Raw genomic sequence first — 13,606 nt, 5'->3', positions numbered from 1 at the left:
ATGGCCGACGTTATTATTGTGGGCGGCGGACTAGCCGGGTTGTTTAACGCCCTGCTGCTAAACCGAGCAGGCTTGCAGGTTACGCTTATCGAAAAAAAGGTTTACCCCTTTCATCGGGTTTGTGGCGAATACATATCTAATGAAGTTCTTCCCTTTTTTGATCAATTGGGTATTGACGTTGCGCCATTCAAGGTTTCGCACATCAACCGGCTCGAAGTAACGGCAGCATCAGGTGCCAAGTTTTCTTATCCGTTAGATTTAGGTGGCTTTGGTCTGAGCCGATACACTTTTGATCATTACATGTATCAAAAAGCTAAGGCCGAAGGCGTAACTTTTTTACTGGATACCCAGGTAGAAGATATCCGTTTCACAAACAACAGCTTTGAGGTAATAACTAACCAGGATACGTTAACTGCGCCGCTGGTTATTGGAGCCTTTGGCAAACGTTCCAACATTGACCGTAAGTTAAAGCGGCCGTTTTTTTACCGCCGAAGCCCATATGTGGGTATTAAGGTACATGCCAAAATTAATTTCCCGGATGATTTAATACAACTGAATAATTATAAGGATGGCTATTGTGGTGTGATAAAGGTAGACGGTGACAGGTATTGCATGTGCTCACTTGCCCACCGCGATGACTTGCGTAAGTACGGTAGCCTGGAGGCCTTACAAGAAAAAATAATCTGTCAGAATCCATATCAGAAAGAGTTATTTGACCATGCCGAAATACTGATGGACAAACCGGAAGTAATCAACGAAATATCTTTCGAGAAAAAACAGCCGGTAGAAAACCATATCCTGATGAGTGGCGATACCGCCGGCATGATTGCGCCTTTATGCGGCAACGGCATGACGATGGCTATGCACTCGGCCAAGATACTGTCGGAAACTATTTACCGATACTACCGTCCCAACAGGCCCTTCCCTGCACAGCAACGCGCGGCCTTGGAACAAGCTTATGAACAAACCTGGAACCAGCAATTTGCCCGGCGTTTATGGCTGGGCAGACAGTTGCAGAACTTGTTCGGCAGCAATACCATGATTGATTTAGCAATCCGCAGCTTAAACCAAGTGCCAGCTTTATCGCGCTCTGTAATGGAACGCACACATGGCAAGCCTTTCGGTTTAAGTAATCCATTTAGCTTTGCCAGATAATAAATTTGATTTTGGCAATCAACATAAGCAATCTGGTGTTCAGTCAAAGGCCCTTTTATACTGCAAAGGGTTAAAAAGAGGGCTTTATGATAAACTTAAGCAAACGTATTACAGGTGTTGATGAAATAATGGACGATTTTGCCCTACCGGCCAGCGAGCTGGAACCGGTACTGAAAGGTCTGGGTAATTTGAACGCCTGGTTTGGCGGACATCAAACCCTTATCAAAGCACTGGAACAGTTTCCCGTTAAACCGGGTTATCATATCAGCGATTGGGGCTGTGGTGGTGGCGATACCTTAAAAGCTGTTGCTATCTGGGCGCAAAATCGGCAAGTCCCTCTGCAACTAACAGGCATAGACGCCGCCCCTGCTGCTATTACTTTTGCCAAAAAAGAAACACGCAATTACTCCAACATTAAATACCTGCAGGCCGATGTTTTAAGTGACCAGTGGCAGGAAAATCAGTTTGATATTGTAGTTTCCAGTCTGTTTACCCACCATTTTGAGGACGAGCAATGGATACAACTCATTCAAAAGATGTATAAAACCGCCAAACATGGCATTATCATCACTGACTTACACCGGCACTGGCTATTATATTACGCCCTTATATTTATTACTACTATCATCATTCCTAATAAAATGATGCGGTATGATGCGCCACTATCTGTACAACGCAGCTTCACCAAAGCAGAACTAAAGCAGTTACTGAAACGTGCCGGTATTACCAATTATAAAATAAAATGGAAATGGGCTTTCCGTTGGGAGGTAATCATATATAAATCATAGCTTTGTTTCATGAAACTAAGCGTACTGGTTTTTATCAACGCGCTGGCCGTGGCGCTGGCCTTATCCATTGTTAACTTCTACTTCAGGCACAGTTGGTACGATAGCAGCATTACTTTTGCTATCAGCTTTGTAACCAGCTACATTGTATTTTACTATTTGATTGAAAAATACGTCTATTCTAAAATTAAACTTATTTATAAGCTTATACACAACTTAAAACTGGGTCGTGATTTGCGCGATGCCTTGGGCGAATCGGTAAGTACAGATCCTATACAAGATGTAGAACAGGAAGTAAAAGCTTGGGCTAAGGAGAAAAAGGTGGAGATTGAAGCCCTGCGCAGTCAGGAAAAATTTCGCCGTGAATTCCTATCAAATATTTCACACGAGTTTAAAACGCCGCTGTTTGCTATACAAGGGTATATTGAGGCCATTCTGGATGATAACTTTGAAGACACCGACATGGCCGAACAATTTTTGCAAAAGGCATCAAAAAATGTAGACCGCCTAAGTTATCTGATTAAAGATCTGGACGAAATTTCTAAATTGGAATCGGGTGAAATACCTATCAATTTTTCCAGATTCAAAATCAATGACTTAATTAAAGAGGTTTTTGAATCGTTAGAAATTAAGGCGAAGCAGCACAACATCAAACTTGTGTTTAAGCAAAAATACGATGACCCTATACCTGTTAACGCCGACCGTGATAAAATTTGCCAGGTACTCATCAACCTTATCGACAATTCTTTTAAATACGGCAAGCAAGGTGGCAATACCTCGGTGAGTGTATTTGAACTGCACGACCAGGTTTTGGTAGAAGTAACGGATGATGGCATAGGTATTGAGGAAAAATACTTACCCCGGTTATTTGAACGCTTTTTCCGCACAGATGCCAGCCGTTCGCGGCAAATTGGCGGATCGGGCTTGGGGTTGGCTATTGTAAAACATATTGTAGAAGCCCATCAGCAGGTAATTAACGTACGCAGTACCGAAGGGTTGGGTTCAACTTTTGGATTTACTTTACAAAAAGCCAAGCAACCGGCGATACCGCTTATACCTATATTAAACAGTTAACATTAATTTAACATTGCAAACGTACCTTTGCTTAAATAATTAATTTAAAATGTCGTTAAACAGTATATTTCAGTACTTCGTACCTAAAGATAAAAAGGTTTTCTTCCCTCTGTTTGAGCAAGCTGCCAGCAACGTAGTTGCTATGGCTACTGTATTGGTAGAGGCGGTAAACTCTAAAGATGCTACCGCTCGTCAGGAACTGTTCAAGCAAATTGACAAACTGGAAAACAAAGGCGACGAAGTAACCCATCAGATATATTTGGAATTGGGTAAAAACTTCATCACGCCGTTTGACCGTGAGGATATCCACGCCCTGGCTACCGCCATTGATGACGTGGCTGATTACATTCAAGGTTCGGCCAACCGCATGCTGCTGTATAACATTGAAGAATATACGGAGCCAATCTGCAAATTGAGCGACCTGATTTTGCAAGGCAGTAACGACTTGGAAAAAGCGGTGAGAGAGCTGAAAGATTTGAAAAACATACGCGCCATTGCCGACTCGTGCATTCGCATTAACAGTGTGGAAAACCAAGCTGATTATGTATTTGACCGTGCAGTGGCCGATTTGTTTTTGTACGAAAAAGACGCCTTAAAACTCATTAAATACAAAGAGATACTTGCTGCGCTGGAAACAGCTACGGATATGTGTGAAGATGCAGCCAACGTAATGGAATCAATACTGGTTAAAAACGCTTAATTGTTTCAACACTTACCTACATGGTTACTTCCCTTCTTGTTGTAGTCGTTCTGCTGGCACTTGTATTCGACTTCATTAATGGTTTTCACGATGCGGCTAACTCTATAGCCACTATCGTATCTACCAAAGTATTAACGCCGTTTCAGGCAGTATTATGGGCTGCTGCTTTCAACTTTTTGGCTTTCTTCCTGATTAAAGATCATAAAGTAGCCAATACCGTTGCCAAAACCGTACATGAAGAATTCATCACCATGCACGTAATTTTGGCCGGACTTATTGCAGCCATCACCTGGAACTTAATCACCTGGTGGTTTGGTATTCCTTCCAGTTCATCACATACACTCATTGGCGGTTTTGCCGGTGCTGGTATGACTAATGCGCTGTTTATGGGAGCCAACGCACTTAGCGCCATTGATACACAATCTATATTAAGAATTGCTGCCTATATATTTTTGGCGCCATTTATTGGTTTGTTTATTGCCTACGTCATCACTATTATCATTCTGCATGCCTTTAAAAATTCCAGGCCCGCTTCTGCTGAGCGCTGGTTTAAAGGCGCACAGCTGATTTCATCGGCTGCGTTAAGCTTTACGCATGGTGGTAATGATGCGCAAAAGGTGATGGGTATTATTTACGTAGCCTTGGTTGCCGAAAATGTAATTGGCAAAACAGCCCATATGCCCGATTGGATTCCGTTGGCTTGTTACAGCGCCATTGCGTTAGGTACAATGTCGGGTGGATGGAAGATTGTGAAAACTATGGGTAGCAAAATTACTAAAGTTACTCCGCTGGAAGGTGTAGCTGCCGAATCTGCCGGCGCGGTTACCTTGTTTATTACCGAGCGTTTGGGTATCCCGGTTTCTACTACGCATACCATTACCGGTTCTATTATTGGTGTGGGCTTAACCAAACGGGTATCTGCTGTACGTTGGGGTGTTACTATCAACCTGCTGTGGGCATGGATCATCACTATTCCTATTTCGGCCATAGTAGCAGCGGCTGTATTTAGCATTATCCATTTTTTACAGTAAAACCATCCTCCAATTTTTGTGTCATACTTATTGTATGAAAAAACTATTTGCTTTCACTCCCTTACTATTCCTTTCGGCTTTTAGTAGCAGTTGCGATACGTTAAATGCTGCCGCAGCTAACAGCGGTTATGGTAAGGTATACACACCAACACAAAGCGCTACGCCTACTACATTTGAGATGGTAAGCGGCTTAAAACAGGCGCTGGAGCTGGGCACCAATAAAAGCAGTTCAGAGCTTTCGGCGGTTAACGGCTTTTTCGGAAATGCCATAATAAAAATTTTGTTACCGCCCGAAGCACAAAAAGCCGAAACCACGTTACGTAAACTAGGCTTTAATAAATTGTGTGATGATGCCATTCTATCGCTTAACCGCGCGGCCGAAAATGCAGCAGGCAAAGCAAAGCCCATTTTTGTATCTGCCATTAAACAAATGACTATACAAGATGTAACCAGTATTTTGCTGGGCGGTGAAAAGGATGCGGCTACACAATACTTCAAACGTACTACTAATACACAGCTAACAACAGAGTTTAAGCCAATAATCAATACCAGTTTAAGTCAGGCAGGGGCCACTAAATATTACGGCCAACTAGCTACACAATACAACAAAATACCGCTGGTATTTACCAAACTTAACCCCGATCTGAGCGCTTACGTTACACAAAAAGCTATTGACGGCCTGTTTTACCGTATAGCACAGGAGGAGTTGAACATACGCACCAACCTTTCATCGCGTACTACACCTTTGCTGCAAAAAGTGTTTGGCTATGTGCAGCAAAAAGTGAAGGGTTAATTTTATAAAGATTATCTTAAACAAAAAGGCCGGTTCAATGAACCGGCCTTTTTGTTTACTTCTTATTTTTTGCTGTCTATCCAGCGGTTAATTTTTGCTTCAAATACACTTAAAGGTAACGACCCGTCTTTCAGTACCTGATCGTGGTACTCGGCTAAGTTAAATTTACTACCTAAAGCTTTTTCGGCTTTGTTACGTAGTTCACGAATTTTTAGTGCGCCTATTTTATAGCCTAGGGCCTGCGCCGGTATGCCCATGTAGCGTTCAATTTCGGCGGTGGCACCTTGTTCGCTTATAGGTTCGTTATCCATCATATACTTTATAGCCTGCTCACGGGTCATGCCTTTGCTGTGGATGGCTACATCAACTACCAGGCGCACGGCACGGTGCATTTCATCACCCAAAGCCCCCATATGCTGGTATGGATCCTGGTATAAGCCCAACTCTTTACCCAACGATTCGCAGTACAAGGCCCAACCTTCTACATAAGCATTATCCAAGCCAAAACGACGGAATTCAGGCAGCCCGGTATTTTCTTGTGTTAATGATACCTGGTAATGATGCCCCGGTATAGCCTCATGTAAAAACAACGACTCCATGCCCGAGGTAGTGTTAAACTTAGTAGCATCTAAAATAGGAACATAAAATATACCCGGACGGCTACCATCGGCACTTCCCGGATAATACTCAGCACTAGCCGATGCCGCACGAAAAGCTTCGGTTTGACGTATCTCAAACGGTGTTTTAGGCACATGGCTAAACATTTTTTTCAGGCTAGGTTCCATGCGTTTATGTATATTTTCAAAAGCTGCCAGCACCTCTTGAGGAGTTTTGTAAGGCATAAACTTTTTATCATTCCGCATATACTCAAAAAAGGCCATCAGGTCGCCTTTAAAGCCTACCTTATTTTTAATGCTATCCATTTGGTTACGTATGCGGGCAACCTCTTTTAAACCAATTTGGTATATCTCTTCGGGCGTTTTGTTAGTTGTAGTTTGCTGCTTAACTAAGTAAGTATACATGGCTGTACCATTAGGCAATGATGACAAGCCGGATGTTGTGCGTGCATGCGGCAGGTACTTGTATTTTAAGTAATCGGCCAGTTTACCATAAGTATGTACAACATCCTTCAATATAGCTTCTTTATAAGCTTGTGTAAGCCTTTCTTTGTCGGCAGCAGAAAACTCTTTGGGCATGTTTTTAATCGGCTCATAAAACAGGCTCTTGGTTCCGTCAGTTACCAGCATGCTTTGCATTTGTGGAATCATTTTTACCACTAATGCTTTCGGAAGTACAACACCTGCCTTTATCCCCCTATCGAAATTAGCAATCGCCGTATCGGCCCATACCGAAAAGGCCGACAGGCGCTTTAACCAGTTATCATAATCCTTAACGGTTTTAAAAGGTTGCGCACCGGTGCCCGAGCCTAATTGCCCTATAACAAGCGGCAAAGCGTTCATCTGGTTGAAAGGTAGATATTCAAGATGATACTTGTAACCTCCAAGCTGTACACCTACCTGATAATTTAATATGTCGTAGGACAATTGATCCTGCTCGCTTAAATCTTCGCGCTTAAACTGATGCAGTTCATCCAAGTACTTGGCATAGAATGACTTAGTTTGGTTGATAAATTGTTGCGACCCATCATTAGGTAACAAATCATTATAACGGTTATCGCCGGCATAAGTGGCTTCCAGCGGAAAAAGCTTTATACGTTCTTCGTAGTAATTACTCAATACCTTGTCAAAGTTTTTGTTGCCCTGTTGCTGAGCAGGTTGCTTACAGGCAACTATCAACGCAGCTGCGCCAAGCAGCATTCCAATTTTTTTCATGATGTTAACTGGTGAAAGTTAAATGTATAAAATAAGACGAATGATATTGTGGTAATACCTTGTAAAATGTATGTTATTTTCGGAAGCGAATACGCACCGTTACCTTTTCTGGCTGGCCGTTCACATTATGCTGCCAGGAGGGGCCGTCTTTAATCAGCTCAATTGCTTCCTGATCGGCCTGTGCATTTAGGCTTCTCACAATCTTAAAATCACTTAGCGAGTTATCAGCATTTACCACAAAAGTAAGTTTTACTACGCCGGTTTTACCATCGGCTAAATTGGCGTTTTCTTTCAAGTATTTATTAAACTCTTGCCAACCGTTGGTGGGGTGTGCTTCCTCTATTACCTCACGTGGTGTACCATAACCTACCACTACTACTTCCGATAATGCACTCTGCCTCTCATTTAGCTTAATCTGCAATGAATCGTGCCCCTTGACCTTAACTTTTTCATTTTGATAACCAACATAAGCTATATCCAGCACATCTCCTTTCTGAGCCTGTATTTTAAAACGTCCGTTAGCATCAGTTGTAACGCCTGTATTTTTACCAGCTAACTTTACGGCAACACCAGGCAAAGGCTCATTACCCGATTTGGATAAAATCCGGCCAGCAATCAGTTGTGTTTGCTTACTTTCTACTTCGCTTAAATTATCTAACTTACTTTTTTTAGTGGTGATGATGATTACCCCATTTGCTGCCCGCGAGCCATAAATAGCTGTCGCGGATGTATCTTTCAATACATTTATCGAAGCCACATCATTCTGTTTTAAATCAGATATTTTATCCGCTAATTTGCCATCAACGATATATAATGGTTCCACACCAGATTGAGTGTTTATACCCCTTATCTGAATACGGGATGACGTACCTGGGCGGCCATTTTTAGTAACGACGTTAACACCAGCAACTCTGCCAGATAAGGTGCTGGTCAGGCTATCTGCCTTAATACTAGCTACAGCGCCAGTTATAGATACCTTTTTTTGTGCGCCATAGCCTATCACTACTACCTCTTTTAACTCATTTGGAGTAGTCAGTGTATCTGTAAATTTTTGGCGTTCATAAGCGGCTGATTTGTCGGCCGGCGGCAACACAGCGGCCAATACCTGTTCATTAACAACCGAAGTTTTAAGTGTTCGATGTGCTTTTTTAAATTTATGCTTTGTTTGAGCTATTTGAGGTGCATTTTGCTTAATTGCCGAATCCGAAACGGCTGGTTTCGGGGTTACAGATTTTGACTGCACAATTGATGACTGAGGTGGCCTCGGTTGTATCCTTGGTGAGCGCAACAACCACCATGTTCCTAGCCCTGCAAACAATAATACAGACGCAGCTATGGCAGGCCAAAGCACCATTCGCCTCTTTGTATGTACACGTTGCTGCAAACGATTACTCAGATCAGTAAGGTTGGCCTGCTGGTTCTTACTGGCGCGCTCATATCCTTCCAGCGCATCCATTAAAAACGGATCATTAAGTGCCTGTCGTTCCAACTCGTGCATAGCGCGGGTATCCAGCTCGCCGGCCAGGTACTTTTCAATTTGCGATATGTCGGTTTTCTTAGCGCTCACGGTTGGCCTCCAAACAAATTTTCAAATTTCGCTTTCCGTTTTGGATGTAGCTTTTTACCTCGTTTAAACTATAGCCGGTAATTTCGGCCACTTCTTTATAACACTTTTCGCGCAGGTAAAACAAATCAATACTTTGCTGCTGCGGGGCGGTTAGCTTGCGCATACAGCATTCCAGTTGCTTCAACTGTGCCTCATTACTTTCATCAGGATGCAAAACAAACGGAAATTCCATAACCTCATCTATGCTTAACGTTTCCATTTTTTTACCGGCACGCAGTTGCATCAAGCAAAAGTTACGGGCCAGCACGTACAACCAGCTTTTAAATTGCTTTACCTCATGCCGGGTAACTTTCACAATCAGTTCCTCAAATATCTGCATTACGGCATCTTTGCTTTGCTCCTCATCCTGCAAATATTTTAGGCATACGCCATATACCAACGGCATGTACTGTTCATAAAGCTCGCCCAGCAGCGCCAGGTCGCCGGTTTGGCGATAGCGCTGCAACAGGTCTTCATCACCTGCCTGGGGCTTGGTTTTGCGTAGGCTGAACAGCTTCATGAACAGGTGTAAATTAATTTTTTTTCATGGCTTATGGAAATCGTGTGCGTCCGGCATCTTCATTACAAAACCAAACTAAACAACCATGAAAAAGCTTACACTATTACTTTTAACGCTGGTTAGCTTAACCGCGTTTAAGCCCATTACCATGCGTACTATTACCGGTACCGTTTATGACGAACAGAAACAGGTGCTACCGGGTGTAACTGTATCTGCTGAAGGCACAAATTTCAAAACGCAGGCTGATGCCTATGGGCATTATAAAATCAACGTACCTGAAACTTCTAAAAATCTAACATTCCGCTATCTGGGTTTCGAGACATTAACCATATCCATTCACCATCAAAAACAAATTGATGCAACTTTAAAAGCATCTACACAAACTTTAAACGAGGTTGCTGTTATAAGTTACGGCACACAACGCAAGGTATCTGTAACGGGTAGTGTTGCTACAGTAACTGGCAACCCAGCGATTTATTCTAGGAATGTTTTACAAGGCAGAGTAGCCGGGATAACAGTTGCACCGCCCAGAGGCGTACCGGGTGCCAACACGCAGATCCGTATCCGTGGCATCAACACCGTTAGTGGTACACAACCTTTATATGTAATAGACGGCGTTGCAGCCAATGCCATGCCAAAGAGTCTTCAGCCAAAAGATATCAAAGCACTTGAGGTATTAAAAGATGCATCAGCCAAAGCGCTTTATGGATCAAGGGCAGCCAATGGCGTCATCATTGTTACCACGAAAAATGGCAAATCAAAAAACAAAAAAGTAACCGTACCAAATCCAGGCTACTTTGCGCCGCAACGCGATTTAATTGACGAGTCGTACGCACCACTAGTAGAAAATACCTATCAAAATCCGAAAGACAACCCGCTTTCCACCTTTGGAGTGGATGTAGATGCGGCATCTTACAGCAATATTCGCCGTTATATTAACAACGGGCAACTACCACCCAAAGATGCCATACGTATTGAAGAAATGGTTAATTACTTTGGTTACCATTACCCGGCTCCCACTAATAACGAACCGGTAGCCATTCATACCGAACTGGCTACCGCTCCATGGAACTCACAGCACCGGTTGTTGCGTATCGGATTAAAAGCTAAAGAAATCAAAACAGACAAACTGCCAGCTTCTAATCTCGTATTTCTAATTGATGTTTCAGGCTCAATGGATGCCTATAACAAACTGCCACTGGTTAAATCATCATTAAAAATGTTGGTAGACCAGCTAAGGCCACAAGACAAAGTAGCCCTGGTAGTTTATGCTGGTGCAGCCGGACTGGTACTACCCTCTACTCCTGGCGACCGAAAGACAACCATTAAAGATGCCATTGACCGGCTGAACGCTGGTGGCTCAACAGCAGGTGGCGAAGGTATTCAGCTAGCTTACCAGATAGCAAAAGATAACTTTTTAAAGAATGGTAACAACCGGGTGATATTAGCTACAGATGGCGATTTCAACGTCGGCGCATCGTCTGACCAAGACATCGAACACCTTATTGAGCAGGAACGCAAAAGCGGCGTTTTTTTGTCGGTGCTTGGTTTTGGTATGGGTAACTACAAAGACAGCAAGATGGAAACCTTAGCCGATAAAGGTAATGGCAACTACGCTTACATCGATAACATTACCGAAGCACGCAAAACTTTGGTGAACGAGTTTGGCAGCACCTTGTTCACAGTAGCTAAAGACGTCAAATTACAAATAGAGTTTAATCCGTCCATTGTACAAGCCTACAGGCTGATTGGTTATGAAAACCGCTTACTGAACAAGGAAGATTTTAATAACGACATGAAAGACGCCGGCGATATGGGAGCCGGTCACACCGTTACAGCCTTTTATGAAATTATCCCTGTGGGCGTAAAAGACAATTTTGCTTCTACGGTTGATCCTTTAAAATACCAAAAGGTCGAAAAAGCACCGGTAGCTAGTAATTCCGGCGAGATGATGACCATAAAATTTCGGTATAAAGAACCCACATCTTCACAAAGCAAATTGAGCCAGGTTGTGGTGATGGACAAACCCACCATTTTTGAAAGCACCTCAACTGATTTTCGCTTTGCAACAGCGGTTGCCGAAATAGGCTTGTTACTACGAGAATCGGACTACAAACAAAAGGCAAATTTTAATCAAGCCATTGAAATTGCCAGAGCAGCCAAAGGTGAAGACAGGGAAGGATATCGTGCCGAATTTATTAAACTTGCCGAAAGTGCCAAGCTGTTAAGTAAAAGCAGTTTAGTAGCGGTAGAAAAGTAATTTATCAAATTAAGTACCCTGTCGAGAAAGTACTTTTTTTGGCAGGGTACTTAATTAACGCTTCTTCGCAAACACTCTCTTTAAATTCCCATCCATCTTTATACGCAATAAGTCTTCTGAATAAGTACCCAACAACGGCACAGCTGTAGTATCGTTTACTTTAAAATAATAAGGGTCTTGAAACTTTCTTTTGAATGTTAAGTGCAACTTTTTAGTATCATAGTAAACTGGGCTGGCAAATTCTACAGGTACTGCTTTTATATCTTTCATTTCTACATGATCCATTCTGTACGGATCATCCGGAGTGGCCCATCGGTGGTTTTTGGTTGGATAAACTTCAAAGTATTGATACTTTTCATGAATTAGCTCTCCGCAGTAATCGGATACAAAAAGCATTACATATTTAAATTTAGAAAAATCTGGCGCTCCATAATGATCATAAACTTTAAACGTTATTGTACTTTTTTTTATACTTGCCATAAATATTTTTTATGATGTGGTAAGTAGCCAAATAAACAGCATCCATTCCAATGCGTAGTACACCATTAACTTCACAATACCGTGGATCGGGTAAAGCTTTCAAGGTTACCTTCTCCCCAAGAAACACATAAGTTTTTCTGGGGACTGTATCCTTGCACAATTTATATTTTATACAAGGCACCTCTTTCAGACGGATAAGAATGTTACGCCTTTTGAGCAAATCTGCAACGGCATACTTCTTTGTCACATAGTTTAAACAATAAAAATATAGTGTGTCTTTAAGTTTTGCCCTGATATAGAATGCCCCAGTGCTATCTGGTTCAAAAAGTAAACTATCTTTTATCAGCGTTTTTCGCAATTGAGCAAATTGATCTCCGTTTAAAAAGCTTTTATAATGAGTTTTATAAAGTGTATCATTGACAACGACGCTTGACATACCAGTGCTTCTCCCAGGTTGCAATCTTCCTCGGATAAGTAGCGTTTGAGAATATACCGTCGAGCTTACAATAATCAATAACCACATTAGTGAAAAAGGCTTCATAACACAATTATAGTTTAATGAACTTTAAGTGGTGACTTATAAACATCTTTTCAACTTGAGTTAAAAACAAATTTACTTATATAATCTAGCTAAGCACTGATTGAAAAGCATCCAGATACTTATCTATATAATATTGTTTGTTTTTGAGCTTGTACTGCATAATGAACCGAGGGTGCTCCAAAGCAATAATCCGCCCGAAGAAGTTATGCTTTGCATTCAGCTTACGCAGAAATGCTTCATTTTTACCGTTACCAAAGCAAAAGGCAACATCGGTATGTACACCTAGTGCAATTTGCTTTGGTAGCGTTTCAACAATGAATGGGTACGCTGCCTGTGTTAGCTCTTTGCTATCGTAATAATTATAGTTCTTTTCTTTACCGTTATTATCAACAGTGATAAAGCCCAGCGGGCAAACCGAGCTGATATAGAAATTGCGGTAAAATGCGTCTACGCCGCCAAAGGCATTAATCATATCGTAAACAAAAACCGATGATAGTTCATGTGCGGATGGGCCGTTGTAAGATATACCACATTCTTTTTGCAACCGTTTAGGATCGGTAAAAGGAACGCCTGTTAAACCGCTACCAAACCTGCCGGGGTTAATGCCCAGGATAATATGCCGCTTATTAGTATCATGGAAATATTTGTGATAAAACTGCTCAGCTATCTGCACAGCCTGAGGTAACTCCTGATAAGTATTAAGTATGCGGATGCCGGGCGGCAGCGCACCGCCAGTATATACCAGACTTTTGTTAAAATTCAGAACTCTATCAGCAAAGGTTTCCATACACACATATAAACAAAAAAGGCCATGCAATGTGCATGGCCT

13 protein-coding genes are annotated in these 13,606 nt (G+C 42.2%); 7 read left to right on the top strand and 6 right to left on the bottom strand.

The features are described from left to right. The 6 genes from GPM24_RS19400 (at position 1) to GPM24_RS19375 (ending at position 5,538) form a co-directional block, all read left to right on the top strand. Positions 1 to 1,155: an NAD(P)/FAD-dependent oxidoreductase gene (locus GPM24_RS19400; protein WP_158828868.1), complete on the top strand. Its 1,155-nt coding sequence runs from the start codon at positions 1 to 3 to the stop codon at positions 1,153 to 1,155. Between the two features lie 86 nt (positions 1,156 to 1,241). Next, positions 1,242 to 1,943, top strand: a complete 702-nt coding sequence (locus GPM24_RS19395; protein WP_158828865.1) for a methyltransferase domain-containing protein — start codon at positions 1,242 to 1,244, stop codon at positions 1,941 to 1,943. Positions 1,944 to 1,952: 9 nt separating this feature from the next. Beyond that, positions 1,953 to 3,014 carry a sensor histidine kinase gene (locus tag GPM24_RS19390; RefSeq protein ID WP_158828863.1) on the top strand — a complete coding sequence of 354 codons (1,062 nt, stop codon included), beginning with the start codon at positions 1,953 to 1,955 and terminating at the stop codon, positions 3,012 to 3,014. Positions 3,015 to 3,063: 49 nt separating this feature from the next. After that, positions 3,064 to 3,714 (top strand): DUF47 domain-containing protein, encoded by a 651-nt coding sequence (locus tag GPM24_RS19385; protein ID WP_158828861.1) that lies wholly within the window; start codon positions 3,064 to 3,066, stop codon positions 3,712 to 3,714. Positions 3,715 to 3,734: 20 nt separating this feature from the next. Continuing rightward, positions 3,735 to 4,745: an inorganic phosphate transporter gene (locus GPM24_RS19380; protein WP_158828859.1), complete on the top strand. Its 1,011-nt coding sequence runs from the start codon at positions 3,735 to 3,737 to the stop codon at positions 4,743 to 4,745. Positions 4,746 to 4,779: 34 nt separating this feature from the next. Beyond that, the gene (locus GPM24_RS19375; protein WP_158828856.1) at positions 4,780 to 5,538 is read left to right on the top strand and encodes a DUF4197 domain-containing protein; all 759 of its coding nucleotides are present in this window, start codon (positions 4,780 to 4,782) and stop codon (positions 5,536 to 5,538) included. A gap of 62 nt (positions 5,539 to 5,600) precedes the next feature. Here GPM24_RS19375 and GPM24_RS19370 read toward each other — a convergent pair whose 3' ends face one another. The 3 genes from GPM24_RS19370 to GPM24_RS19360 all read right to left on the bottom strand — a co-directional run bounded on the left by GPM24_RS19370 (position 5,601) and on the right by GPM24_RS19360 (position 9,496). Next, positions 5,601 to 7,370: a DUF885 domain-containing protein gene (locus tag GPM24_RS19370; RefSeq protein WP_158828854.1), complete on the bottom strand. Its 1,770-nt coding sequence runs from the start codon at positions 7,368 to 7,370 to the stop codon at positions 5,601 to 5,603. 73 nt (positions 7,371 to 7,443) lie between these two features. Further along, positions 7,444 to 8,937, bottom strand: coding sequence for a carboxypeptidase-like regulatory domain-containing protein (locus tag GPM24_RS19365; RefSeq protein ID WP_158828852.1), 1,494 nt, complete (start codon positions 8,935 to 8,937; stop codon positions 7,444 to 7,446). Next, entirely contained in the window at positions 8,927 to 9,496 is a 570-nt protein-coding gene (locus GPM24_RS19360; RefSeq protein WP_158828850.1) for an RNA polymerase sigma factor, read from the bottom strand. Before GPM24_RS19360 ends, GPM24_RS19365 begins: the two co-directional genes overlap by 11 nt. A gap of 85 nt (positions 9,497 to 9,581) precedes the next feature. On the opposite strand from GPM24_RS19360, the gene GPM24_RS19355 reads away from it, so the two are divergent. Further along, entirely contained in the window at positions 9,582 to 11,756 is a 2,175-nt protein-coding gene (locus tag GPM24_RS19355; RefSeq protein ID WP_158828848.1) for a VWA domain-containing protein, read from the top strand. Between the two features lie 54 nt (positions 11,757 to 11,810). Here GPM24_RS19355 and GPM24_RS19350 read toward each other — a convergent pair whose 3' ends face one another. From GPM24_RS19350 to GPM24_RS19340, 3 genes are all read right to left on the bottom strand, one after another. Next, positions 11,811 to 12,152 carry a hypothetical protein gene (locus GPM24_RS19350; protein WP_158828846.1) on the bottom strand — a complete coding sequence of 114 codons (342 nt, stop codon included), beginning with the start codon at positions 12,150 to 12,152 and terminating at the stop codon, positions 11,811 to 11,813. A gap of 49 nt (positions 12,153 to 12,201) precedes the next feature. Further along, a complete protein-coding gene (locus tag GPM24_RS19345) occupies positions 12,202 to 12,777 on the bottom strand; it encodes a hypothetical protein (protein WP_158828844.1) in 576 nt (191 codons plus the stop codon). Between the two features lie 85 nt (positions 12,778 to 12,862). Further along, positions 12,863 to 13,564 carry a uracil-DNA glycosylase family protein gene (locus GPM24_RS19340; protein ID WP_158828842.1) on the bottom strand — a complete coding sequence of 234 codons (702 nt, stop codon included), beginning with the start codon at positions 13,562 to 13,564 and terminating at the stop codon, positions 12,863 to 12,865. Between the last annotated feature and the right edge of the window lie 42 nt (positions 13,565 to 13,606).

The sequence above is a fragment of the Mucilaginibacter lacusdianchii genome (assembly GCF_009770985.1).
Classification (GTDB): Bacteria; Bacteroidota; Bacteroidia; order Sphingobacteriales; family Sphingobacteriaceae; genus Mucilaginibacter; species Mucilaginibacter lacusdianchii.
This window is presented reverse-complemented; position numbering and strand designations above follow the sequence as displayed.